This is a genomic window from Weeksella virosa DSM 16922 (assembly GCF_000189415.1).
Classification (GTDB): domain Bacteria; phylum Bacteroidota; class Bacteroidia; order Flavobacteriales; family Weeksellaceae; genus Weeksella; species Weeksella virosa.
The window spans coordinates 980424-1006252 of the sequence record NC_015144.1; the positions used below are offsets into that span (position 1 = coordinate 980424).

The window sequence follows — 25829 nt, forward strand, 5'->3', positions numbered from 1 at the left end:
TTATGCAAACCTATTTAGACCAAATAATTCAACTAAAAAAACAAGAAGTCGAACAAGCAAAAATTCAACAACCGATTCATCTTCTCCAACAACAAGCGTTGTACAAAAGACACAAGATTTCGGCTAAAAAAGCGATTGTCGATCCTGATAAAACTGGAATTATTGCCGAGTTCAAACGCAAATCTCCCTCAAAAGGTTATATCCATAAAAATGCCTTGGTAGAGAGTATAATTCCGCAATACGAAAAAGCAGGCGCTTCGATGATTTCTATCCTTACGGATCGTCCGTTTTTTGGTGCACAAACCGATGATTTTTCACAAGCAAGAGAACTGAGTACAATTCCATTATTACGAAAAGAATTTATTATAGATGCCTATCAGCTACACGAATCCAAGGCAATGGGAGCTGATGTTATCTTGTTGATTGCCTCTTGTTTGGGCAAAAAAGAAATTGCAACTTTCACTCAAATCGCTCATGATTTGGATATGGAGGTTTTACTAGAAATTCATACCGAGAAACAATTGGAAACGTATTCAACCGACATTGATTTGGTCGGAATCAATAATCGAAATCTTGAAACTTTCGAGGTAGATTTAGCACATTCTCGAAAGCTTTTGACTCAACTTCCTGCCGAGAGCATTAAGATTGCCGAAAGTGGACTCAATTCTCCCGAAACTGTTTTAGCCCTAAAGGAAGAAAGATTCCATGGTTTTTTGATAGGCGAACATTTTATGAAAACCGACAATCCGGGCAAAAGTTTTGCACAATTTAATAATGAAATAAAACAAACCAAATGAAACGATATCAGCTAAAAGTTTGTGGTAACAAACACATCAATAATCTAATGCAATTGGCAACATTACACGTGGATTATGTAGGGTATATTTTCTATGACCAATCGCCAAGAAGAGTAGAAAACAACTTACTATTTTCTATTTTCCCGAATGCCAACAAAGTCGGTGTATTTGTTAATAATTCGTTGAGTAACATGGTAGAAAAAGTGCAGCAATATCGTTTAGACGTGGTGCAACTGCATGGTGACGAACCTTTGGAACTAATTGCACAACTCAGAAAAGCGCTTCCGAATACGAAAATTTGGAGAGCAATTTCGGTAGGAGATGTTACTGATTTTGAGGACCTCGAAAAATATCAACCCCTAATTGATGCTTTTCTTTTCGATACCAAAACGAAACTATACGGCGGATCGGGAAAACAGTTTGATTGGCAATTGCTCCAAAATTATACCCTCGACACCCCTTTTTTTCTGAGTGGTGGACTTCATCCTACCGATACTCAAAAACTACTCGAGATTCAACACCCTCAACTGCTTGGTTTTGATATTAACAGTGGATTCGAAACTGCTATTGGCGTAAAAGATATCGATGCGATTGCAACTTTTCAGCAAAAAATTAATCAACCCAAACTTTAAACGAATAAGCATGAAATTTACCATAGACAAAAACGGATTTTACGGAGATTTTGGAGGAGCATTTATCCCAGAACTCCTACAATACAATTGCGAAGAATTGCAAAAAGCTTTCGATGAGTATTATCTTACCGAAGAATTTCAGCAAGAGTTTCGCTCGTTGCTCAAGGATTATGTTGGTCGCCCGAGCCCATTGTACTATGCACCGAACCTTTCTCGACGATACGGCGCTCATATTCTCCTCAAACGAGAAGACCTCAACCATACGGGTGCCCACAAAATAAACAATACGATTGGGCAAGCATTGTTAGCCAAACGCATGGGCAAGAAAAAGCTATTGGCCGAAACAGGTGCCGGACAACATGGTGTGGCAACGGCAACGATTTGTGCGTTGTTGGGATTAGAATGTACGGTTTTTATGGGTGAAGTAGACATCGCACGACAAGCGCCCAATGTAGCTCGCATGAAAATGCTGGGAGCAGAAGTACTGGCTGCCACTTCGGGCAGTAAAACGCTAAAAGATGCCACCAATGAAGCTATTCGGTATTGGATCAATAATCCAGAAACGTATTACCTCATCGGGTCGGTGGTTGGTCCGCATCCTTACCCGGCGATGGTTGCAGAATTTCAGTCGGTGATTTCAGAGGAAATTCGAAGCCAATTACAAGAAAAATATCAACAAGAAATGCCCGATTACGTCATTGCTTGTGTAGGTGGCGGAAGCAATGCTGCCGGAGCTTTCTATCATTTTCTGGATGATGACCAAGTGCAATTGATCGCTGTAGAAGCAGCCGGAAAAGGAATTGATACTGATGAAACAGCCGCTACCATTCAACGCGGATCAGAAGGTATTATTCACGGAAGTCGAACACTTCTAATGCAAGATGATGATGGACAGATTATTGAGCCCTACTCTATTTCGGCTGGATTGGATTATCCGGGGATTGGACCATTGCATGCGCATTTGCACAAAACGGGTCGAGCGAGATTTGAAAATGCAACCGATGAAGAGGCTCTTGCTGCTGCTTTTCTTCTTACCCAAACCGAAGGAATTATCCCAGCGTTAGAATCGGCTCATGCGTTGGCAGCCTTAGAGAAAATGACATTTAAGAAAGATGATCTTGTCGTGGTGAATCTTTCTGGGCGTGGTGATAAAGATATGGCGACTTATCAGCAATATCATCAAAAAGAATGAGAGAGGAATTCGGTAGGTAGGATGAGTTTACAGAAATAAAAAAAACCTTCCCACAATTTGGGAAGGTTATCAACTAATAACCATAAAATAACTTGCTTATTTCTTGATAATTTTTTGTTTTACAATGGTATCACCCGATTTTAGTACGGCATAATATATTCCTGCCTTCAGATTGGATAGGTCAACTGTATTGCTAGTGGGTTTTACTTCTATTACTTTTTTTCCGGAAAGATCAAAAATACTTAGCATATCAACTTTTGATTGGATTTTGATAGTAGCAAAGTCAGAAACTGGATTTGGTGTAAGGAAAGTTTCGTTGGAATAGGCCACATCATGTACAGCCATAGAACTGTGAGTGATATTAACATCGTCTATATAGGCAAATCCAGAATAATTGTTGTGCGTAAATCTTATCTCATCAATATTGAACAAAATTCGACCCGTGTGTACCAAATCACCGTTTAGATAATATTTTACCCTATCTCCATCACCAACAATCTTAAAATCATACCATGTATGAGGACTCCAGTTCCCTATGACCTTGTTGTTTGATTCTTCTCCTGCGTTCTCTAGGATGATAATTCTTCCGTCGTAAAAGAAGTATATTTCATTTACAAGCCTACCATCTGCTCTACTCCCTGCCTGATAACCAAAATCTGAAGAAGCGTTCCCTGGTGATACGCCAATATTGGCACTGAACGAAATCGTAAAGTTTGATTTATCGAGAGGTTGATCTATGGCTTTAAATGCCCCCATAATCAAAAGCGGTTGGAAGGAAGCATTTGGATCGTAATCAATTTTTAAAGAGCGTATGCCTGTTTTTGCTTTTTCTTCGGTCACGACCTGCTTCAAAGAAGGATTTCCGTCGTCAAGTTTTGTCACAGTCCAGCCATTCTGCTCGTTTACTGGTCCTAAATTGAAATTTTCTGACTGCTCAAACGAATAATACTGAGCTGTTAGCAAATTTGCAAACAAAAACGCTAAAACAGCGTAAAAGTGTTTCATGATGTAAAATATTTTATTGAATTTGATCCGAAATTAGTGTTTTTTTTAATACTTGCTAATACAAAACTATAAATTTATTTGGGAAGTATAGGGAAATGTAGCGTTATAGATATGTAAGTTTCGGCCAAAAAAGTTACCAATTAAAAACGAGAGAAAGTAGTAACACTAAGAATTCATTGGTTTTAAGAAGAGTAATCTTGCATTAAACATTTTATCAACAAAAGAAATAGACAATTTTTTTAGGTAGGATGCGTTGTAGGAATAAAAAACTCCCATCAATAATTTGATGGGAGTTTTTATTTTTGCTCCTCCTGCTGGGCTCGAACCAGCGACCCTCTGATTAACAGTCAGATGCTCTAACCAACTGAGCTAAGGAGGAATAAATCCTGGGTTGTAATTTTAATGTCTTGTCTTGACATTTGCTCCTCCTGCTGGGCTCGAACCAGCGACCCTCTGATTAACAGTCAGATGCTCTAACCAACTGAGCTAAGGAGGATTGTTTCCTAAATTGTGAGTGCAAATATAGCCTATTTTCCTTTACTTCCAAACCATAGGCTTACTTTTTTAATTATTTTTTTTAATCTTTATTACTATATTATTGAAAATCAACATAAAAATTTTATGAATTATAATTAGTCCATATGAATACAATCTCGATTTCATTTCAAAATCTCTCTTTTGAAGAAAAAAAATTATCCAATGATTGTTTGAATATCCTTCAAAAGCATATGCCCAACCACGATGAATTTATAAAATTCTTAGAATTATTCAATCGCCTGTGTATAGAAAGCAATTACAATCCAAATCAATTGAAATTATTTTAAAACTCCTATAAATCCTAATTATGTACAGAAAAAGCAAACTCAGAATTTTTAAATATCATTAAAAAAACTTAAATTGTTATAAATTTATTACAACAACCCATCCTAATGAATATAGATACTAATGTTAAATATGAAGCAAAACTTCATTGGATATCTTTTGTTTTTCCTATATTACTAATTCTTATTGGATTAATAGGTGTTCTTCCTGCAATATTTTTTCGAGGTCTACTCCAATTTATTGCTTTCTTTTTAATTTTTCTTTTAATCAAGGGAATTTTAATGTTTCTTCATAATAAATCAACCACTATTTATTTATCAGATTCTTTATTGACAATAAAAACAGGAATTTTTAGTAAAAGAATTTCAGATATTTCATTACAAAGAATCGAAGGCATTAACATCCACCAATCATTTTTAGGGAAAACCTTGAATTATGGGACTATTCACGTTAGCACAGGCGAAATAAATCACAGATATTTTATATCGAATCCTGTTCAGCTAAGGTCTGCTATTCTCTAAGTCTATAAAAAATAATGATGTTAGGTTACATATTGGAAACTAAAATCAAATATAAAAAACAATGAAAAACTTATTTTAATTTGACTGTTTTTATTTTCTGCATCTACTGTTTTGAATGCTCAATTTGTCATTTCATCAATTCAAGACACAAAAACCGAGTTGATACTCAACGATTCCATTTCCATTGAAAAAGGAGGTAATATACAGGCTTATCTACCTTTAGAAAACGATTTTCTATTTATCAAACCTGTGAAAAAATTTAACGCTAAACTTCTTGGAAAAGTTGCCGACGCCGTAGGAACTGGAGCAAGTGCTGTTGGATTAGGCTCGGGAAATATTAAAATCTTGTCTGAATCGATTAAAGTCGCGAGAACTGCAAACGCTGTACAATACGGTGTAGATGCATTGGATAAAATACAAGAGTTACCAATTTCTAAAAATGCTAAAAAAATTGCAGGTCAAAATTTAGAGGTAATCGATTGGCAGATTAGCGAAGATGGCTATATCTTAAACACTAAGTTTGATAAAAAAAACTATCAAATTTATTTACAGGAAGCTTTGTTGGCAGGAGAAATTAAACTAAAAAATGATATGATGGAGTAGTTTTTTTCTGACTCTTTTTAAAGAATTTATCATAAAAAAAATAAAGAGGTTGACCTTTTGGGTGCCTCTTTATCTTTTTAATCTGGGTCTATTTTAATACTAATTTACTGATTTTCTAACATAATATTTCCTTTTTTTCCCTCATAAATCTGTTCTATTTCTTCCTTAGCTAAATTCATCGGTTCCAGTTTCTCTACTGGAAAGAGCTCGGCATTTTCTGCCTTTCGTTCTAAAACAATATTTATTTTCGATTTAGATTCTTGCAGCAACTGTTTTTCCATTCTATACGTTTCAATTAGTTCTGCTCTTACATTATGTAAATTCTCTAATTTAGCATCCAGCTCCTTGATTTTGTTTTCGGTAATTTCTGTTTGACTTTTTATTTCTGCAACATTTGATTGAATCTTCTTAGATCATTTGTCGAAACATCATTTTTGGGATTAGCAATTTTTGCAAATTGGTTAATATTTTTCTGAATTTTACCAAAAATATTATCCTGCTTTTCAATGAACTCAAAAATCAACTTTCTTTCATTTTCTAGAAGTCTATTATCAACAGATGGCATGATTAGATTTGCTAGAGAAATATTTTTTTGTAGACAGATTTGCTTTCTTTTTTCTGCATCTCTATTCTAAATTTTATTGTGTCTGTTTTTTTCTCCATTAATCAAGATCAAAATCAATAAAAAAACCTTCTTTTGTTAGTTATACTATAAATTTTATACGTTTAAATATTAATTGCAAGTGATTGGTTTTCAGTAGATCTAATTAATATAAATTAAGACTAAAAAAGACACTTAAAGTTGTGATTTAATTTTTTTAATAGTGAATTTTAAGTAAAAAACGAGTTCCGAAGTTTTTTCTCCTTTTGAAAAAAGGCAAGATGTCATTTTCCAGACTTGAAAAGTTTGTGGGAACAATGACACATCTTGCTATTTAATATCAATTTTTTAAGAGAGCTTTTAAATGATTGATTAATAAAGAAATATATTTTAGTAAGTTAGTACAAGATGATAAAGCAATGCAGAAAGAAAAAAAATTTGGTTATGTAAAAATTATTCATACAATATATATTATATACTTTATGTATAAAACACAAACTTAATCTAAACACATAATAATCAATTAGTTGAATTATTTAGCCTATACACATTTTACCTAGGTGGAAAAGATGCCCAAATTCCACACAATCAGATGGAGACACGGTTGTTTCTCTTGATAAGTTGATTGCCATTATAAGAAACAATTCGAAAAAGTATTAAGCTTATTAAATAATTAATAAAAAAAGGGACTAATTCATTTGATTAGTCCCTTTTTTAGTCCATAACACTCGCAATCAATTGATTATCAGTGTTGTTAGTAGCGAGGACAGGACTCGAACCTGTGACCTTCGGGTTATGAGCCCGACGAGCTACCTACTGCTCCACCTCGCGATCTTAGTAGCGAGAACAGGACTCGAACCTGTGACCTTCGGGTTATGAGCCCGACGAGCTACCTACTGCTCCATCTCGCGGTATTGGACTACAAATGTACATCTTTTTTTTTATTCTACCAAAATTATTCTACTTTTATTGGTGGGTTATTAATAATAAACTCCACAACTTCATCTGCATCATCGGTTAAGTACAATAATTTTTTATATGTTTTTCCCTTGGCTAATTGATGCAATACAGAATACAAAGTGGTATCTTCTACATAACGTTTCACTCCCAAAAAAATCATAGGACTGTAATAGCCAAATGTTCCGTAATGATTTTGGGCGGCTTCTTGGAAAATCTCTTGCGTAGTCCCGGCACTTCCGGGTGCATAGACAATTCCGAATAAACTTATCGCAAGCAGGGTATCTTCTCGGATACTGTTCGAAAAGTATTTGGCTATATGCGTTGCAAATACATTGCTCGGTTCATGGCCATAGAACCAAGTAGGGATGGCTAGACTTTCGCACGCATTGGGATAACGTTCGAGTACTATTTTCGATTGTTCTGCATAGTTCTCGGCCAAATAATCGACCTGATTGGGTTCTGTAAACTTCAGATCTTGTAAGATAGCGATGGCATCGTGCAAATCTTCTTCGGAGTAGTGCGCCATATACGCACCCAAATTGGCTGCTTCCATGATTCCCGGACCGCCACCTGTGACCACGTAATACCCCATTTGTGCAATGCGTTTTGCTACCAAAGCTGTTTTATTATAGAACTCGGATCCGCGTTTGGTTGCATGCCCGCCCATGAAACCAACACATTTTCTCTGTGTCATTCCATAGTCATCGTACCCTAATAGCTTACGCAATGCATCGTCTATACTATGATCATGAATTCGCTGTGCCATTGCTTCGTGGACACTAGGGTTGTACTTGGTGGCCGAAAAGTGTTTATAGATTTTTAGATCTCGACTTTTGTCTTGGTTTGGATGATAACCCTCCATCAGCTCTTGCCAGGTATAGAGAAAATTACGGTAAGGGTTGTAGGGTATGTTTTTGAATTTCGGATAAACGAAGGCGCCTTTCTCGATGAGATAAATGGCATCTCTACGTTTGAAGGTACATCCCAAAAAAGATGTTTGGTTGAGGTGGAAGCGTGTCCAATCGACTTTTTCTTGACAGAAATTTACGTCTTGAATCACGGTATGAGCGAGGGAGTTGGTATTTTCTACCAAAACTCGCCACTCATGTAAGTTGTGTATTAGGGTTTGAGGACATTTCTTTTTCATGTTTTGATTAACTACTTTAACCAAAATATATGAATAATTTCCTCAAAAAAAATTATAAGTACTCGAAAATTTTTCTGTCGGACAAAGAGTTTTATTAATTTAAAATCATTCTAAAATCTCTACAATAAAAATAATTAACATTCATTTATTCTATACAGCAATATTAAATTGATTAATTATTCATAATTTTGTATACTTAACACTTTTTTTAAAAAAAATGCTATGAAAAGCAATAGAATTCATATAAGCTATTCCTTTTCGGTAGTAAGTAGTTTTTTCTTGCTTCTGGCTTTTCTTGCATTGTTTTTTTTCTTCGTCTATATTGTATTCTCAGGTATACAATATTGGTGATATACAACTACAGATAGACAAGGAAACTTCTGTAAGCACATCTTATTCTGATTCTGTAGCAGACTCTCTACATCTAACTAGTGCTTCTTCTAATAACTCGACTAAGTCTAAAATTTATATTTTAGATGGACGGTTTCTAAGGGATTAACAGAACATTATGAAGTAGAGATAGTGGAGAAACCTCGACCTTCTGAAAAGAGAAACGATAGTAAGTGGCTTATGGATGCCCAAAAAACTACTAAATTTTCTAGGAAAGTACGAAGTAGAAAGCACAAGGAAGAAAATTTTGTAGAAAAGAAGATTGGTCATCCTATAATTACAGACTCACCAAGAGAGAACCATATATTTTTAGGTTCATCTAAGTTTGATTCATTCTCTATTAATAAGAAGAAGAAACTAGACTTTTTTATTGCTATTTATACGAACAAAAAAACATCGAGAAGATATAATCAAAATTTATTAAAGGAAACTTTTAGCCATGAGCTATTGAGTAATAGCTCATGCACTTCTCTAGTAACAACAAGACCTTCTCCTTTCTCTATTTTTTTGTATTGAATATACAGAAGTCGAACTGTATTCTAAATTAACAATGAAAAATTATTAAAATGAAAAAAATAATATATACAGCTTTCTTAATGCTTTTCTCAGTTTCTTGGGCTCAGGTTGGGATCAATACCGATCAACCTACAAGAGATTTGCATGTAGAAGGCGATCTAAGAGTGAGAGACTTACAAAACAAAAGTGAAGTAAGTGCTTATGACAAGGTTTTAGCGGCTGATAAGGATGGCAATATAGATTATATAGATAAAGAAATATTAAAACCCGACCTAACAGGCCAAACCGACAAGATAGTACAAAATAATCTTTATTATACTACGAATGGTAGGCCTGATAATACAAACACACTCACCTGTGGAAAATTTGAATTTGCCTTTATAAGAGAATGGTATGAAACTGAAACTTATGTTAAATTTCGGTTAACAGAGCGCCCCCAAAGCACTGTAAATATATACATAACTTTTGAGCAAAACTATCCTGCGATCAATACTGCAGATGGCTTTCAGTACGAAGCTTCAGCTACTTCTACAAAAAACTTTACTACTTCTAATTGGAATCGCTTTCAATCAATACCAACTACAACATCACAAGGAGAAATTGCAGATGGCGAATACAACGAGCTATATGTTATCTACCCAAATATAGGAGAATTTTATCGGGTTACATTTTACCGTTTATTACAGAATAATAACACCTACTTTATCAATATATGTGAACAATTTTAAATAAAACGGTTTACCCTTTATCGTTTAGCGAACGGTTATGTAAATAAACGGAACAAAAATGAAAAAAATATTAAAATGAAAAAAATAATATATACAGCTTTCTTAATGCTTTTCTCAGTTTCTTGGGCTCAGGTTGGGATCAATACCGATCAACCTACAAGAGATTTGCATGTAGAAGGCGATCTAAGAGTGATAGACTTACAAAACAAAAGTGAAGTAAGTACTTATGACAAGGTTTTAGCCGCTGATAAGGATGGCAATATAGATTATATAGATAAAGAAATATTAAAACCCGACCTAGCAGGCCAAACCGACAAGATAGTACAAAATAATCTTTATAATACAGATACGGGTATGCCTGATGAAGAACAAATTCTCATCTGCGGAAAATTTATTTTTGCGTTTATGAATAGTGCAGATAAAACTAGGGTTAGATTCCGATTAACAGAAAAACCCGCATCTGCAGTTGATGTATATGTAACTTTTGAGCAAAACTTTCCAGCATTGCATAATGGAGATGGTTTTCTATACGAAGCATCCTCTAGCACAAAAAGTTTCACTCCTGGTAATTTTGCTAAATACCACAAGACATACCCACTACATTAGATCATGCTCAGATTGTAGATGGGGAGTACAACGAGTTATATGTAACCTACCCAAATATAGGAGAATTTTATCGGGTTACATTTTACCGTTTATTACAGAATGAAAAGAGCTACTTTGTCAACACATGTGAACAATTTTAAAATTAGCCATCATGAAATATTATATAACAAGCATTTTAACCCTTTTCTTAAGCTTATCTACACAAGCTCAGGTAGGAATCAAAACAGAAACACCAGAGCGAACAGTTGATGTAAATGGTAACTTAAGAGTAACTACATTACAAGATAAGAAAGACGACAAAACGTACGACAACATCGTAATTGCAAATTCAGCTGGAGATATAGATAAACAACACAAATCCTCTATCACGCAATCACCTAAACAGCAAGTAGAAATTGTTAGAAACATCTATTATAGCGATAATGGTGGACACCCAGATAAAACGGTGGTTTGTGGTAATTATGTTTTTGCATTCACCACCGACAATCATCCTGTAATGAAAATTGCAAAGCAACCAGACAGAGAGTTGAAATTACAGTTCGGCCTTAGAAGACTAGAACGTAGGTATAATCTTACTGGCGGTCACAGTGCCAATACCGGAGATGGTGACTATTATTATAGCAACGTAGAAAAAACATTTACAACTTCAAACTGGAATACCTTTCAGAAGGTTTTCGACTATACCCAAACCTACTCTGATCCAGCCAACGCAAGTGGTATTAATTATACTCAGAAGCATATGATAAATAATGACCTCTTAAGATTACATATTATAGACCCTTTGAGCGGTAATTTTTATAGAATAAACTTTACTAGAATGGTAAATAGAAAAGAGGATACTGGTGGCCAAGCCAACTACTTAGAAAACAAACAAAATAGTGGTTTACGCATCATAATCTGTGAAAGATATTATAACACTGCAAACTAAAAAACAATGAAAATAAATATTAAGAAACTTGTATTTTTTATGAGCATGATGCTTTCTGCAAACATTTATGCTCAAGTAGGTATTAATACCGATGAACCTACACGCATGCTCGATGTGGATGGTAACCTGAAAGTAAGATCATTAGGTGATAAATCTTCGAATACTACTACTTATAATAGAGTTTTAGTTACCGATAACCTAGGTAATATAGACGCTATTAATTTAACAGATCTGAAGAACCAAATCAATGAAGAAATAGTAGAAAACAAATTGATTTATTATACAGGTACAGCACCTATTAGTAGTGAAAAGTTGACATGTGGACGTTTTCAGTTTTCATTCAGACCATCTACTACACCAGGTAAGAACTTAGACATTATGGTGAATTTGGTTGATAACCCCAATCAGGAAGTTACTGCTTATTATACCATATTTAGGAAATGGGGGAATTATAATCTTAAGTATTACAAAGCTAACGGGAAAACATTTACAACTAGTAACTATACTACGCCACAATTATTGTGCCCTCAACTGGATAAAAATAGTACAGGAGAAGTTTATATTTCTTACCCTGGTGAAGCTAATTATTATAGGGTATATTTTTTAGGGCGAGAAAACCATAGAGTAGGACAAACAGTACATAACTCATATACAATCACTTGCGAGAAGTTTTAATTTCTTAAGATAAACAAGTGTTTATATACTATAAAGCAGGAAAATATTTTCCTGCTTTTTTTATTCCATTTTTTCGATTGGAAAAGGGATTACTCACAATAGATTTTTTTTGTAACGGATACAAAAAAAACGTGTAAATATTTCCTTCAACAAGCATTTTCCTTGTTTTCATTTTAAAAAAAAATACGAATTGAAGTAGTTTCAATTCGTATTCTCCTTGTTCGTGTTCTCTCTTTCTTAGTATAATTTTTCTATTTTAATGAAACTTTGTTCTCCTGGAATAACCTCGTAAACATCGGCAACAGTGAGCAAAGATACGGCGCCAGTCACCTGAAGGGTTAAGGTATCTCCAGCATCAAAAAAGCCTACAAACTCCATTGTCCCTACACGGTTTGCTCCTGTATGAATAAGAATTGCAGTTGCAATCGGGACTTCTCTGCGTGTGAGGATAAAATCATTTTTCTTTGCTCGATAAGAAAGAATTGGAGTAGATACGTGCAAGCCAGAAGTTTTCATTCCAAGACTGACAAAAATTCTATAAAACCCTCTTTCTTTCATCGTAAAGTTGCTGTAAGTGTATTCCTCCTCATTTTCATCGTCGATTTCTCCTATAGGGGATATAATACCTAATTCATCCACATCAAAGTCTGATGAATATAGACCAAAAGGTGTTGTCGCAGACCCGCATCCTGCTACAACACAGGCCAATCTCGGATTTTTCTCAGCATTCGGGTCAAGACTCGCTCGTGTATAGGGCACTCTCGACTGATCCAAAGCTGTTTTCCATTTTTCGCCATCATACACCATAACCGCTTCTTTTTCTTTTACATACATCACCATTCCTTCCATGGTCGGGTCGTCTGTATAGAGATCGTGCTCGTTGGCATCGTACAAAGGTAGTTGCGTGATATCGTCTACTATTGGTAGCATCAGGCCTTTTGCCTTGTGCTCGTTACTCGATGGATTAACTAAGCTTAGGCTTGCATGGTCATTGGTATAATCACTTTCGCTAATCACCACTTGTGCAGAAGCAAACGCTCCCACAGCAAACATGCTTATTATATTTATTATATTTATTATATTTTTCATGGTTTAATCTAATTTTTCGATATAAATAAATGTATCTGGATCATTCATAACAAAGGTTACTCCCGCACCTACCGCAAGTCCAGTATCGGCTTTGAGTCCTACTCTGAAACGAATTTTGGTCCCGGCATCGAATTGTTTTACCATATTGAACGAGTTGGTTGAATCTCTCTTTTGTGCAGAAACCAATAATCCTGCAAAGAGGTAATCGTTTGCTCTTAAGGTGAGCCAATCCTCATCGACCAAGACTTCTAAATTGAGTATAGAGGCTAAATTTCCGACCGATAATCCACCGCCAGTACTCGATTTTACAGAAACAGATACCCTATAAATTCCTTCGTTCGGAAAAGTAATCGAACCATCTTCCTCGGATAATACAAGACCAAGGTTGTTTATCTTATAATTTTGTAAATCGTTATCTACATTAAAAATCAATGTTTTGTAAGCGGTAATCCCTAAGACCGATACCAAGGTTACGTCTTCTTTATCGGAGCTCAACAAACTAATGTTTTTGCTTCCGCGCAAAGAGCGTTTACTTGCACTCTCCCATTTCTCTCCATCGAAACGCATGATATCTTTTTCTTCTTTAGAGTACATGACTAAGCCATCATCATTTGGGTTGACTATATAATCCCCCGTAACAGGATCTACATTTGGCAATTGATTTCTTTGCTCTACACTTGGCATAATAACTCCACGTCCATCACTCTGTATTTGCAGAAGAGCGTGCGGATGAGGATTATCTGTATCACCACCAATAACGACTTGTGCATTAACAGTGGTTTGCGTTAAACCAACCATCAGTAACATTAAAAAAGTATATATTTTTCTCATCATCTTAATCGGTTATTTTAGTGAAAATTATTTCTCTAGGATATTGATCGATTTCTCCTAGGGCCGTTAAACCCAACCCTATGGTTACAGTAACACTTGGTGAATGTATTCTTGCCACAATATAGTCTCCTTCTTTTAGGTCGACCAAAACAGAAGAAAAGTCACCTGTTTTTCCACCTCCAATACCTAACACCTCATGTGATGGTGGGTAGAAAGTAGTCAGTTTATTCTCAATCTCTTCGTTATTTTCGTTTATGGTATAGTGATACAATTGATAGTTAGGCATTCCTGTAAGTGCTAACACTCCTGCTGTGAGAGAGGGAATGTAAGTCTTGATCTCGTATAAACCTTCTTCGGTTATTGTGAATTTTGCATTTGGGAAGTCATAAGTTATAGCTCCATACTTGATAGAGGCCGTTCCACGCTCAATCCCTAAGTTGTTATAATCTTCCTGATCAAATTTTAATGCTTCATGATGACCACAACCAACTAGTACACAAACAACCTCTTGTGTATTATCTTTATTGTTGGATGCGTAAAATCTTGATTCTTTATCGAATGGATATGTTTTTCTTGAATCGTTTGTCCATTTCTTTCCTGTATAGAAAAATGGTATTTTTAGGTCTTTGTCGTAAAATAGCAAGCCTGTCATATCTAGATCGGCTTCAGATGGTAATTTTTTTGGTAAATCATTGTATTCATTCACCGTAGGCAATAAAAGTCCGCGGTATTCTCCATTGTCTTCTCCATCGAGTTGAAGAATTGCATGTTGATGGATATCAATTTCGTTTTTTTTGGTAATGCCTACTTGTGCATAAGATAAGGTAATAGAAGCAAAAAATAGGCAAATTCGATAAAATTTAAACATGATATAGTTTTGATTTTCCGTTTTTTTTTAAAAAAAATATCAGCCTACGTCAGAAAAAACATAAGCCTATAGAAACGGTCTACTAGAATATAGATGAACTCTAATAACTCAATTGTCCCGTTATAATAAATACACTAAAATTTTCTTAATTTGCAATTAAGAACAAATAATATCATACTTATTGCTTAAACTTTTTACTAATTAACGTATGTTTAACATTGTTACGTAAAATAAAAACGGTACCCTGAGGGTGCCGTTTTTATTTTACGTAACAATATTGCTTCTGTTTTTATTCTATTTTAAATTTTCTAGAAATTAATGCTTTTGCATGTTTATCATCGTTGTATTGTAGATCGATTTGTAGGGTAACAAGATTATGCCCATGATCTTTTATCCTGAAAAAACCATCTTTGGCGAGGATTTTTTCTCCTGTAGAAGTTAATTCGTAATAGGTTTCTTGCGGATCAAAAAAATGAGAAGGTTTTCTGTTGTCATTTTTGGTGTATTCACCTGTCCATCCTTTTATCGTATCAAAATAAAAAGTGGAGCTAAGAATAACCTTCTTTTCTTTATCTTCGGTATTTTCCTTCAAAAAGCCTGTCAAAACAAACTTTCCTATTTTCAAGCCATTTTCATTTGTTCCTAAATTTATAAACTCGGCCGTTGGGTTTTGTGCATTCAAAGAGTCGTTGAGCACATACAAAACGTCATCAAAGGTAAAGGTTTCTTTTGTCCCAAAATTATAGTCTTCTTCGTCGTACGACATACAGGCGAAAAAACTCATTAATATTGTAATGATAAGTAGGTAATATGTATTCTTCTTCATAATGGATAGAAACTTTTTGGTAAATATACTATAAAACGAATTGGTTTGTTTTTTATTTTGTTTCTACAGGCATAGGAATCTTATTGTTGGTTTTGTTTTTTTATTTTTTGGATAGGTTTAAGTCTTGCTGTGTTGATTAACCTTTCTCTAACCAAACGATTAAACTGTCGTAACACTTGGGGTTTTGCCTACGTGTATATTTGCCTGTCGGAAAACCAGCCAAGCATTTCTGGAAATCCGTATCCAATACGAATCGGTTTAAGATATTCTTTTTAATCAATACTCTCTATCATGCAAAACAAATTGAATAAGGTATTTTTATTAGTTTTTTTTATGCTTACAGCTATGCTCAATGCTCAGACAAAAGTAATTGCCCATCGTGGTTATTGGGACACGCCAAATAATGCACAAAACTCTCTTCAAGCTCTAAAAATGTCGAATACCATAAACGCTTACGGGAGTGAGTTTGATGTTTATATTACGAGCGATGGGGTATTGGTCGTGCATCACGATGCGGATATACAGGGTGTGGATATCGAGCGTAATCCGTACAGTATGATCGAAAAGCTAACGCTACAAAATGGTGAAACAATCCCTACCGTTGAACAATATTTAATGGAAGGAAAGAAATATCCAAACCTGAAAATGATTTATGAAATAAAACCCCACAAGACAGAAGAAAATGAAAATCGGGCGGTTTTAGCAACTTTGGCATTGGTGAAAAAATTGGGTGTAGAAGATCAGGTAGAATACATTTCTTTTAGTAAAAACATTTGCGAGCTTTTGTTGAAGTATAACCCAAAAAGTCATGTTTCTTATCTCAAAGGCGATTTAACTCCTACCGAAATAAAGCAATTAGGTTTTACGGGGATTGATTATCATTTCTCTTTGTTCGAGAAAAATCCTACTTGGATAGAAGAAGCTCATAAGCTTGGTTTAATCGTAAATGCTTGGACTGTGAATAAAGAAAAAGATATGCAAATGTTGCTAAATCAAAAAATCGATTATATCACGACTGATCAACCAGAACTTTTACAACAATTGATACAATAACTGCTTTTACCCTATAACCTTGTTCTTATAAAAATTCTGCTTGGTAGTGAACTGGGTAGAATTTTTTTATTAGTATGATTGATTGGGGACTAGAGACTAGGGATTGGGGATTGGGGATTGGGGATTGGGGTTTACACAGTCCACAAGCTGTGCATTCTCTTTCTTGGACTGTTTTTTGTTGATTTCTATTTTGCTTTTCTTTAAGTGATGGCAATTGCCTCTGTGGTATTTTGTTCCGGTTTTCGTTACCTATACTACTGTTTATTTATCTCAGAGCTTCTCTATGCGACTATCCGAACCAAAAATTGGTTGTTGCATAGAGAAGAGTATCACGGCCAATAACAGTATCTACCTCAACGGTTTTTCATTATTGTTAATTTTTCGATGCTATAACTTTACCCGGGTTGCCCACGACGGTCGCACCATCGGGTACGTCTCTTATAATTACAGAACCTGCGCCAATAAAAGAGTCTGCTCCTACTTTTTTAACTCCAGTCATAACTGTTGAAGCGATACCACAAAATACATTCTTCTCAAAATGTATGCTTGCTCCTATATTACTACCTTGTGAAAAGAAACAACCTTCCTCAATTATAGTGTGATGAGCAATATTTACCCCCATACTAATTAGAACAAAATCATTAATTGTAGTTAAAGGCATTATATTCGTCCCTGGTAATATATAAACACATTTACCTATTTTAACAGATTCGTGAATTTGACAATGAGGATGTATAAAATTAGGTGTTTTAAAGCCTGACTTAATTACTTCTTTCAACAAAGAAATTCTAACCTTATTGTTCCCTATCGGAATAAAAATATTTGTTGATTTTTCTATTGAATTTAAAAGATATTTAAAATCACCAAGTACGTTATATTTACCAATAGTAGTGTTTTTAATTGATAAATTATCATCAATAAATCCAAGTATATTGTAATTATCACTTAAATATTCTGCATAAACCTGACCATAAGTACCTGCTCCAACTATAATTGCTTTTTCTTTCATACAACTTTTAATTAGTCCCATCAAATGGTACAGTTGTTACTTCACCTTCTTTTGCTATGCCCTCACGCACAAGAACCTTTTTAATCGTTAAGAAAAAGATTTTCAGATCTAGAGCGAAAGAAATATTATTCACGTAAAAGACATCTAACTCAAACTTCTTCGTCCACGAAATGGCATTACGTCCATTCACTTGTGCCCAACCTGTAATCCCTGGACGTACTTCATGACGTCGCTTTTGTTCTTCATTGTACAATGGCAGATAATACGTACGCAAAGGACGGGGTCCGATCAGGCTCATATCTCCTTTGAGTACATTAATCAGCTGCGGAATTTCATCCAAGGAGGTTTTGCGCACAAATGCTCCTATTGGCGTTAAACGATCGGCATCTGGTAATAATTTTCCTTGCTCATCTGTCTTATCATTCATGGTTTTGAATTTGATGATCTTGAAGATCTTTTCGTTCAGTCCTGGACGCTCCTGGAAAAAGAACGGTTTGCCTTGATTGGCAAAATATAAACCAATAGTTACTATGATAAAAATTGGGGATAAAATCAACAGCCCCACTAGCGCAACGAGTATATCTAAAATTCGTTTTATAAAATTTTTATACATTATCTCAATTTCTTATATTCTTTTACTATTTCTTTCCAAACATAACTTCTTTCATAATCCGAAATCATGATTTCTCTATTTTTCATGCCCATTGCCATCGATTCTATAGGATTATCTACACACCATTGCATTCTATTGGCGAGTATTTCTATATCTTTAACAGGAACTATCCATCCATTCTGGCTGTTTGTGATAATTTCGTTACAACCATTAATGTCTGAAACAATACAGTTTAGTTGCATTGCAGCCGCCTGCATCACTACATTGGGGAAGCCTTCTCTGTAACTTGGAAACGTCAAAACGTCTGCCATAGCAAAGTAATCAATCACATTTGATTTATAACCTACTGCATGTATTTTTGGATGATTGTTTATTTGTTTTTCGGTTTCGGGCAAGACAGGATCTAAATCATTTTCGTAGCTACCCACAATAACTAAATGGCAATTTGTGTTGTTTCTTTCTAGATTGATAAATGCTTGTACCAATTCATTGATACCCTTATCTTTCACCACTCGGCCCACAAACAAAAAGACAAAATCCTCTTCCTTAATACCTAAGTTCTTTCTTATTTCTTTTTTTGTTTCTTCTGAAACCTTTTTGGGGTCAAACTCACTCGTGTCAATTCCATTCGAACTCCCATTGCCTATTACTTTTAGTTTTGTTGGAGAAGTAAACTTCTCGTCTAAGATTATTTTTTCTAAGCCAAATGAATTTGGATACACTTTCGTTGCACAAGCATAGGTTAACTTCTCCATTTGGTTGAGTAAATGTCTTTTGCTGCCTGTTGCTACTGTTAGTGGCATACCTGCCACCGTATGTAAACGATGCGGTACTCCTGCTATTTTTGCAGCCATCATCCCTAACAAACCTGCTTTTGGTGTATGCGTATGAACAATGTGTGGTTTTTCTTTTCGAAACAATTGAATGAGTTGTATCAAGGCTTTTAGATCTTGAATCGGCGTTATGGAGCGTGTCATGTTTATACCTACCGTTTTTACCCCTTCATTTTTTTCCACATCTTTTAAAGCTTCGCCCGGACTTGATACCCCTATCACTTCAAAGCCGTTCTCGGACATGAATTTTAATTGCCCTTTCAATAAACCTCTTAATGATTGGGGTACGGTGGTTATACGGATCAGCTTATTCATCATTAACTTTATTTTTGTTGGTAAATGTTTTTTGATAGATAGATGTTCTGCACTGTATAGGGTCTTCCCTAAAATGTATCCGTTCTTGTTGCATAGTGTAGGTTTTGGTATTGGAAGGCTTGTAGATAGCTAAATTCTCGATTGGTGATTGTTTCGTATTCGTATGTTTTGCTTCTTGGAGCACAGGCTAATACTGTTTTGCATTTCTATTGGTTTTTTATTTTTATTTACACCTAAAGCCAACCTTTGAACATTATTATCTTCAATTAATTCGCATCTAAAATCCATCAAAGATATTAATTATCTATCGGTTATGATTGTTTATTTTCTTGTATTGCTTCGAAAATTTTTTTATAATAACTTTCAACGTCTCTACTTTTAAGATACGCCCGAAAAGATTCTTTATTATCTTCTTCTTTCTCTAATGCGTTGATTATACCTTTTGTTAATTCCTGAGCACTATTGGGTGCTACTGTAATAATATTGGGGATTTTATCGATATCCCCTGCACATAGTGTTGACACAACCTTATTGTTTTGTGACATCATTTGAAGTAGAACATTAGGGAAGCCCTCTCTTCTTGATGAAACAACACAGAGTTGAGCAGTTTTGAAATAAGGATAAACATTCTCTACAAAGCCTTGCAATAGGACATCGTTGGTAATGTTGAGATTTTCGATTAGGTTTTCTAGAGTGGCTCTTTCTTTGCCTTCGCCTAGAATTATTAGTTTGTAATTTGGGTACAACTGTTTTATATCGTAGAATGATTTTATTAGCAAATCAAATCCTTTCTCTTTGATTAAGCGTCCTGCGCTTACTATATATGGGAAGTCTATGTCGAGTTTTTTTACTTGATGATTTGGAAATTCGAATAAATTGGGAATAGTTTTTATTGTCATCCGATTTTCTAGATAGGTTGCTTTTTCTAGTAGAATAGACTCCATTAATGATGTTTGTGTTATTAATAAGTCGATGTTTCTATATCCTATGTAGTAGGCTACCTTGTATTTTAATAGTTTTAACCCTGCGTATCTTTCGAATACTGTTGTTGATTCTCGGCAGATTAGTTTATCTGTTTTTAGGAGTCGAACTGTTCTTAGGAAGCCCAGCAGAGCATTCATCATTAGGTGTGAAGAAAACACGAAATCGTATTTCTTGTTGGTACAAGTTTTTATAAACTTCCATAGGTTGCCATCACAATATACTACTTCGAGTCCTTGTTCTACCCATGTGTTGTTACTTTTTTTTAAGAGGAAAACTACTTTCGAGTTTTTTTGGTGTTTTTTTGCTAACTTCATTATAAGTTGCTCTGCACCACCCAGCGAATCACTGATAGAAAAAAAGACTTTATTCATTTTTATAACTTACTATTCTTTTGGTGAATAACATATAAAACAGGAAGACTAGGAAGACCAATCCACTTTGGATAATCAAAGCAATATCTCCATTTTGTAGACCAAACCATATATAATTAAACAAGTACATATAAATAAAAAACAATATTCCGTTTTGTTTAAAACGAGAAAAAACTATTATAGATTCTCTGCAAATCAATCTCAATATCCCTAAAAACCTTTATCCATTGTAATCGATCTAAAATAGAATTCACGGTTAAATGAGAAGAAAAAACCCAATTAAAACATTCTTTCGTTTAAATAACGAATCAAATTTAAATAAACAAATTTTATTTCTGAAGAACCACTTTCTCCCAATATTCAGACTCATCAGCGTTCCAAAAGCAAACAGTGACTAAATACCCTTTCAGATTATAATATTTCGCAACTTTAAACAATAGTTGCTCCGCACTACCTAACCTATTCGTAACCGATAATATAGCAATACTCTTGTCCATTTATATATTTCATTCGAATCTGATATTGGGCTCCCTCTTAGTTATATAATAAAACCTTTCAGGCTTAAGATCAAAAGTTTCGTTTAGTTTTTTATAGGTAATGCCTTTAAAAATTATGGTAGGCATCAATCCTAGACCTTTCTCGTATGTAAAGGTACCCTTATTGTTCACCCACAAACTGTTATTCACTAAAATTGTTCCAGTCAACCTTTTCAACCCATTGAGCTCATATGCATTATTAAATCCAGCGAATCTAAATGCCTGAACTGAATTTCTATCCGTATGATTTTCAATATTAACCGAAACTTCTTGCGGTTTCCGATCGATTAATTTTCGTAAAGAAATAAGAATTCCAGTACCGCTGTTTATAGTTTCCAAATTAATAATCGAAATCTTTTTTATAACATCAGCTCTGCCGTTAGGTTCAATATCTAAAGCAGCTTGTGGACTTTTCCCACTAACCTTTTCTATTCTTACGTCTTTTATGATTAAATTATTTGCAGTAGTTACAGAAATTCCATTCCTTCTTGCTTTCTTTATATGCGTTCCTTCTATTAAAATATTTGAATTCGTGATTTCTTTATATTCATTGTTTTTTCCTAAATAAATGCCATCACCCCAAAAGTTCTCTAAAACTCCACCTAGAATTTTAATGTTTTTGGAAGACCGTATGCTTATTCCCATTCCCCATTCCCCTGTCCTTTTATTTTTCCCAAAGTTCTCTTTCCTTTCTCCTATTATTCTTGGATTAATAATTTCTATATTTTCTACCATATTAAGACCTAAAATATCATAGCTTCTCGTATTAGAAGGAATAAGAATTAACCTGGAATTTTCTTGGAAAATGATTTTTCTATTGCTCGGTATTTTTAAACCTTTTGAATTTATAGAGACCGGAAAATCTGGCATCTTAATAATTTTATTCTCATTTATACCCTTTTGAAGATGGATAGTATAGTCTATATCTCCTTTTTTACTATAGTTCTTAGGAAGATAAGTCTCCAAGTCTATTTCTTGACCAAGACTGAATACAAAGGGAAAAACTGAAATAATAAAAAGTAATGTAAAACGCATATTAGTAAATGACTTGAATTTTTTTCTCATATTCACATAATGAATGCATTATAATGATATAATAAAAAAGATAATTGAACACAAAAAAAGTAGAGCTATTAGTTGCTAATGAAAGAATAATAACGAACCCCATAAGGGCTGCTCCTCTAAAATATTTATTTTTTGTCTTTGAAATATTATAAATCATCAAAATTAATAAAGCTGAAAAAATTATAGTCCCTATATACCCAATTCTTATAAAAAGCTCAAGAAATCCGTTATGAGTACTTAAGATATGTCCCATTTCAGATTCAAACTTAGCGCCCTCAAAGCCAAGCCCAAACAATTCATGACCTTTCAATCGTTCGAGAGCCATATCATAAATTAAATCACGACCATTGTAACTCAAATACAGCAACCTTGAATCAACGTTAGAAAATAAGTAGTTGTATTTGGACATAACTTGAATAGCTATGTTAACAGCGTCATAAGACAAATAAATAACCAAAGCTAAAAAAAACAAATAGAGAGAAAACTTATACTTAACTCTATCAAAGTAAAGCGAGGTAAAATAAACTACAATACCTAAAATGAAAGCCATAAACGCACTCCTTGAGGCAAACATTATCAAACCCAATAAAACAATACTCAATAGAAGTATATAATAACGAATTTTATGTGGTATAAGTAAGCAGAAAGGAGTTAACATTATAAAAACATGTGCAGTAATATTAGGGTTCCCAAGCAAACCTGCGCTTCTTGTTAGAGACCAAGATTGAAAACTTATTAAAAAAAAAGGTAAAAAAAAGGTGATGTATTTGGTTAATTTTTGAAAATTCAACTCTATGCCCTGCCTTAAAAGAACGGAACAATAAGAATAAAAAATAAAATATAATACAACAGAAATGATAGCCTGCAAAAAATACAACAAGCTAATGATTTCTTGTAATAAAAAGCTTTGAATAACCACATAAGTGATTAGTAAAGTGAAAATAAAATCCAAAGCGTTTAATTTCCTCAACTTAAAGTTTAAAAGAAAAAGCAATATAAGATGAGCCAAAATCAAAGGAATTCTTAATAAGGATAATCCTGGAAACTGTAAAACGAAAATAATAAAGACAGAAATTACGATAAATCTCAACAGAAAAACCTCTCTATGTAACAAGTATTGTTTCAATTCTTATATTTTTTTAACTATAAATAATTTATCAGCTCCTTTATATGCTTACTTTTAATGAAGTCCTTTGCTTTATAATATATTTAATTTATGCTATTGGGATCTATCAAAAAACTCTTTCAGGGTTAGTTCTTGCACCCAAAATTTACCTTCATGAAATTCATAGCTATTCTCGGCGACTCTTTTATAGTAACCCGCGACTCCATCTATTACCAACTGTTCTGGGGTGTCAACACCTATAAATACCGAGCTCTCTATGATATAATATTGCTTGTCTTTCTCACTATAGAGCAAATCGGTGGCTAAGAAGGTTGCGTCGTATAGCTCTTTTACTTTGTATGCTAGCTCTAATGCTTCTGCCGGGATAGCTTTTTTCTCTACATTGCCAGCACCTGAAGCTTTAAAATCTCCTTTGTTTGGGTATCGATAATATCCTAGCAATTTATCACCTACAACCATTATCCGTAGATCGAAAGTTGCGTCATCTATAAACCCTTGGAATAGCACATAATCTTTCTGATTTTGATAAGCGAAATAGGTTTTCCTTCCTTTATGTGAGAACGATTGTTTAATTACTTTTTCGGCTTCTTCTTTGTTATTAATCTTGTCTACTCCATAAGAAGATGAACCCGTGGCTAGCTTAGAGATTAAAGGAAATTTGCAATGTTCTATATAAGCTAAAGCGTCTTCTTTTGAGTGCGTAACAAAGGTCGGTATTTCGGGTAAGTCATAACGCTGATACAGATAATGTGCATTTATTTTGTCTTCATAGGTCCAAATCTCATGAAAGTTAGGTAAACATTTGATGCCTAAAAGTTTTTCTAATACATAAATTTTATTTGTGGCAATATCTTGTGTCGAGACATCAGAACTTGTATGCCAAATAACTACATCATAGTTTTTTGCTTGTTCTTGCCAATCGCTCTTGTAGATGTCGTAATATTCGTATTGTATGTTGTTGTTTTTGAGGAAGCGCTCATATTTAGGATAATAAGACCGTTCTTTCACATATCCCTCGTAATCGTCCCCGTCTTTTACCAAACCTACTTTTATATTTTTATCAATCGAATTATCTAGTAATACGACTTCGGCCTTATTGAGCTCTTCATCTAAACGATCGAGTGGAATTAAGTCGTTTGTCGTCTTAATTCTTCTTTTGATGTAATATTTTTTGAGGAACGGTATCGAAAAAACAATATCTTTTATTTGGGTTCTGCTAAGCATTATTTTTATCTTTTTTGAAAATCATTAATTCTTTGATCTTTCACTATACCATTTTCTACAATTAAGGCGTTTTTTAATACCTCTGTAGGATTATCTTCTATTAAAAAGTCTATAGTTTTAGCAACTTCTTTACTCAAGCTTCTAGAGATTGTTTTATAAAAGATAGACGGCGTATGATCTACTGCATAATGCACTATACCATCGACTTCGTACGTCGGATTGTCCATGGTAGTAGGAATACATGTTTCTATTCCTCCGTTACGGTCACAGCTCACATCTATAATCAAAGCACCTTTTTTCATGCGTTTCAAATCTTGTTTATAAATAATATGATCCGTTCGTTTTGTGTCCCAAAGAATACAGTTTACTATTACATCATATTGTTCTAACTCTTTCTGAAAAAGCTTTTCTGTTTTTCGATCATATACAGTGACATCTGCCCCCATAAAGGTGAGAATTTTCAATGCTCCTTTTCCGATATTTCCTCTTCCGATAATCGCAACTTTTGTATCATAAGGAAATACACCATACAAGGTATATGCATGCATGATTGCAGCTTCACCGGCTATTTCATTGTTTCGCCAAAATGTATGACGCCCATCTTCGAACATATCTTCCCATGCATAAGCTGTTAGGGAATTGTCAATCATGATATCTGTAATATCTCTATTTTGCACGGCATGTACCCAACCGTAAATAGTTTGATTTTTTAATTGTGGCAAATATGCTGCATCGCCTATTTTCCCATCGCAAATAATGTCTTTGCTCAGTACTTCTTCTTGGGATACAACATTTACTCCTGCTTGTAGATAGTCTTCATCACTATATCCTAAAACATCGCCATAACCTGTTTCGATATAAATTTGTTTTTTATGCTTTATTTTAGCTATATCAGATGGTATTAAACATCTTCTTTTCTCGTTATTTTTTTGACTTATTGGAAATCCAACTGTTTTCATTATT

The 25829-nt window shown here is 34.3% G+C and carries 26 protein-coding genes and 4 tRNA genes; 10 read left to right on the forward strand and 20 right to left on the reverse strand.

Annotation, left to right across the window (positions count from 1 at the left end):
* Positions 1 to 2: 2 nt before the first annotated feature.
* The 3 genes from trpC to trpB are packed head-to-tail and all read left to right on the forward strand — an operon-like array spanning position 3 to position 2621.
* Positions 3 to 797: an indole-3-glycerol phosphate synthase TrpC gene (gene trpC, locus WEEVI_RS04780; protein WP_013598032.1), complete on the forward strand. Its 795-nt coding sequence runs from the start codon at positions 3 to 5 to the stop codon at positions 795 to 797.
* On the forward strand, positions 794 to 1429 hold the full coding sequence (locus tag WEEVI_RS04785; RefSeq protein ID WP_013598033.1) for a phosphoribosylanthranilate isomerase: 636 nt from the start codon (positions 794 to 796) through the stop codon (positions 1427 to 1429). Before trpC ends, WEEVI_RS04785 begins: the two co-directional genes overlap by 4 nt.
* Positions 1430 to 1439: 10 nt before the next feature.
* Positions 1440 to 2621: a tryptophan synthase subunit beta gene (gene trpB / locus WEEVI_RS04790; protein ID WP_013598034.1), complete on the forward strand. Its 1182-nt coding sequence runs from the start codon at positions 1440 to 1442 to the stop codon at positions 2619 to 2621.
* Positions 2622 to 2717: 96 nt separating this feature from the next.
* Here the strand turns inward: trpB and WEEVI_RS04795 are convergent, their stop codons facing one another.
* The 3 genes from WEEVI_RS04795 to WEEVI_RS04805 all read right to left on the reverse strand — a co-directional run bounded on the left by WEEVI_RS04795 (position 2718) and on the right by WEEVI_RS04805 (position 4122).
* Entirely contained in the window at positions 2718 to 3626 is a 909-nt protein-coding gene (locus WEEVI_RS04795; RefSeq protein ID WP_013598035.1) for a T9SS type A sorting domain-containing protein, read from the reverse strand.
* 305 nt (positions 3627 to 3931) lie between these two features.
* Positions 3932 to 4005, reverse strand: a tRNA-Asn gene (locus tag WEEVI_RS04800).
* A gap of 43 nt (positions 4006 to 4048) precedes the next feature.
* Positions 4049 to 4122, reverse strand: a tRNA-Asn gene (locus WEEVI_RS04805).
* Between the two features lie 433 nt (positions 4123 to 4555).
* Between WEEVI_RS04805 and WEEVI_RS04815 the strand changes: the two genes are divergently transcribed.
* Both WEEVI_RS04815 and WEEVI_RS04820 read left to right on the forward strand, forming a co-directional pair.
* On the forward strand, positions 4556 to 4969 hold the full coding sequence (locus WEEVI_RS04815) for a PH domain-containing protein (protein ID WP_013598037.1): 414 nt from the start codon (positions 4556 to 4558) through the stop codon (positions 4967 to 4969).
* Positions 4970 to 5080: 111 nt separating this feature from the next.
* A complete protein-coding gene (locus WEEVI_RS04820) occupies positions 5081 to 5572 on the forward strand; it encodes a hypothetical protein (RefSeq protein ID WP_013598038.1) in 492 nt (163 codons plus the stop codon).
* A gap of 104 nt (positions 5573 to 5676) precedes the next feature.
* On the opposite strand, the gene WEEVI_RS11340 is transcribed toward WEEVI_RS04820, so the two are convergent.
* The 5 genes from WEEVI_RS11340 to WEEVI_RS04840 form a co-directional block, all read right to left on the reverse strand.
* Positions 5677 to 5853 carry a hypothetical protein gene (locus tag WEEVI_RS11340; protein WP_013598039.1) on the reverse strand — a complete coding sequence of 59 codons (177 nt, stop codon included), beginning with the start codon at positions 5851 to 5853 and terminating at the stop codon, positions 5677 to 5679.
* A gap of 98 nt (positions 5854 to 5951) precedes the next feature.
* Positions 5952 to 6137: a hypothetical protein gene (locus WEEVI_RS04825; protein ID WP_052295760.1), complete on the reverse strand. Its 186-nt coding sequence runs from the start codon at positions 6135 to 6137 to the stop codon at positions 5952 to 5954.
* A gap of 794 nt (positions 6138 to 6931) precedes the next feature.
* Positions 6932 to 7004: transfer RNA gene (locus WEEVI_RS04830), tRNA-Met, on the reverse strand.
* Between the two features lie 7 nt (positions 7005 to 7011).
* Positions 7012 to 7084 (reverse strand) — tRNA-Met (locus WEEVI_RS04835).
* Positions 7085 to 7128: 44 nt separating this feature from the next.
* Entirely contained in the window at positions 7129 to 8280 is a 1152-nt protein-coding gene (locus WEEVI_RS04840) for an LOG family protein (protein WP_013598040.1), read from the reverse strand.
* A 956-nt stretch (positions 8281 to 9236) separates the two neighbouring features.
* Between WEEVI_RS04840 and WEEVI_RS04850 the strand changes: the two genes are divergently transcribed.
* From WEEVI_RS04850 to WEEVI_RS04865, 4 genes are all read left to right on the forward strand, one after another.
* Entirely contained in the window at positions 9237 to 9914 is a 678-nt protein-coding gene (locus WEEVI_RS04850) for a hypothetical protein (RefSeq protein ID WP_013598041.1), read from the forward strand.
* A 75-nt stretch (positions 9915 to 9989) separates the two neighbouring features.
* Positions 9990 to 10520: a hypothetical protein gene (locus WEEVI_RS04855; RefSeq protein ID WP_013598042.1), complete on the forward strand. Its 531-nt coding sequence runs from the start codon at positions 9990 to 9992 to the stop codon at positions 10518 to 10520.
* Positions 10521 to 10671: 151 nt separating this feature from the next.
* Positions 10672 to 11448: a hypothetical protein gene (locus WEEVI_RS04860; RefSeq protein WP_013598043.1), complete on the forward strand. Its 777-nt coding sequence runs from the start codon at positions 10672 to 10674 to the stop codon at positions 11446 to 11448.
* A 39-nt stretch (positions 11449 to 11487) separates the two neighbouring features.
* The gene (locus WEEVI_RS04865; protein ID WP_126414867.1) at positions 11488 to 12123 is read left to right on the forward strand and encodes a hypothetical protein; all 636 of its coding nucleotides are present in this window, start codon (positions 11488 to 11490) and stop codon (positions 12121 to 12123) included.
* Positions 12124 to 12360: 237 nt separating this feature from the next.
* On the opposite strand, the gene WEEVI_RS04870 is transcribed toward WEEVI_RS04865, so the two are convergent.
* From WEEVI_RS04870 to WEEVI_RS04885, 4 genes are all read right to left on the reverse strand, one after another.
* Positions 12361 to 13212, reverse strand: coding sequence for a hypothetical protein (locus WEEVI_RS04870; RefSeq protein WP_041942083.1), 852 nt, complete (start codon positions 13210 to 13212; stop codon positions 12361 to 12363).
* 3 nt (positions 13213 to 13215) lie between these two features.
* On the reverse strand, positions 13216 to 14046 hold the full coding sequence (locus WEEVI_RS04875; protein WP_013598047.1) for a phage tail-like protein: 831 nt from the start codon (positions 14044 to 14046) through the stop codon (positions 13216 to 13218).
* A gap of 1 nt (position 14047) precedes the next feature.
* Positions 14048 to 14911: a hypothetical protein gene (locus tag WEEVI_RS04880; RefSeq protein ID WP_013598048.1), complete on the reverse strand. Its 864-nt coding sequence runs from the start codon at positions 14909 to 14911 to the stop codon at positions 14048 to 14050.
* A 289-nt stretch (positions 14912 to 15200) separates the two neighbouring features.
* On the reverse strand, positions 15201 to 15737 hold the full coding sequence (locus tag WEEVI_RS04885) for a hypothetical protein (RefSeq protein ID WP_013598049.1): 537 nt from the start codon (positions 15735 to 15737) through the stop codon (positions 15201 to 15203).
* 291 nt (positions 15738 to 16028) lie between these two features.
* On the opposite strand from WEEVI_RS04885, the gene WEEVI_RS04890 reads away from it, so the two are divergent.
* The gene (locus tag WEEVI_RS04890) at positions 16029 to 16790 is read left to right on the forward strand and encodes a glycerophosphodiester phosphodiesterase (RefSeq protein WP_013598050.1); all 762 of its coding nucleotides are present in this window, start codon (positions 16029 to 16031) and stop codon (positions 16788 to 16790) included.
* A gap of 373 nt (positions 16791 to 17163) precedes the next feature.
* Here the strand turns inward: WEEVI_RS04890 and WEEVI_RS04895 are convergent, their stop codons facing one another.
* The 8 genes from WEEVI_RS04895 to WEEVI_RS04935 form a co-directional block, all read right to left on the reverse strand.
* A complete protein-coding gene (locus WEEVI_RS04895) occupies positions 17164 to 17799 on the reverse strand; it encodes an acetyltransferase (RefSeq protein WP_013598051.1) in 636 nt (211 codons plus the stop codon).
* Between the two features lie 7 nt (positions 17800 to 17806).
* The gene (locus WEEVI_RS04900) at positions 17807 to 18412 is read right to left on the reverse strand and encodes a sugar transferase (protein WP_013598052.1); all 606 of its coding nucleotides are present in this window, start codon (positions 18410 to 18412) and stop codon (positions 17807 to 17809) included.
* The gene (locus WEEVI_RS04905) at positions 18412 to 19563 is read right to left on the reverse strand and encodes a glycosyltransferase family 4 protein (protein WP_013598053.1); all 1152 of its coding nucleotides are present in this window, start codon (positions 19561 to 19563) and stop codon (positions 18412 to 18414) included. The genes WEEVI_RS04900 and WEEVI_RS04905 overlap by 1 nt, the downstream gene beginning before the upstream one ends.
* Positions 19564 to 19871: 308 nt before the next feature.
* Positions 19872 to 20915, reverse strand: a complete 1044-nt coding sequence (locus WEEVI_RS04915) for a glycosyltransferase (protein WP_013598054.1) — start codon at positions 20913 to 20915, stop codon at positions 19872 to 19874.
* A 506-nt stretch (positions 20916 to 21421) separates the two neighbouring features.
* Positions 21422 to 22321 carry a right-handed parallel beta-helix repeat-containing protein gene (locus tag WEEVI_RS04920; RefSeq protein WP_169308965.1) on the reverse strand — a complete coding sequence of 300 codons (900 nt, stop codon included), beginning with the start codon at positions 22319 to 22321 and terminating at the stop codon, positions 21422 to 21424.
* A 166-nt stretch (positions 22322 to 22487) separates the two neighbouring features.
* Positions 22488 to 23642: an O-antigen ligase family protein gene (locus WEEVI_RS04925; protein WP_013598056.1), complete on the reverse strand. Its 1155-nt coding sequence runs from the start codon at positions 23640 to 23642 to the stop codon at positions 22488 to 22490.
* Positions 23643 to 23735: 93 nt separating this feature from the next.
* Positions 23736 to 24866, reverse strand: coding sequence for an ATP-grasp domain-containing protein (locus WEEVI_RS04930; protein WP_013598057.1), 1131 nt, complete (start codon positions 24864 to 24866; stop codon positions 23736 to 23738).
* 5 nt (positions 24867 to 24871) lie between these two features.
* Positions 24872 to 25825, reverse strand: a complete 954-nt coding sequence (locus WEEVI_RS04935; RefSeq protein WP_013598058.1) for a N(5)-(carboxyethyl)ornithine synthase — start codon at positions 25823 to 25825, stop codon at positions 24872 to 24874.
* Between the last annotated feature and the right edge of the window lie 4 nt (positions 25826 to 25829).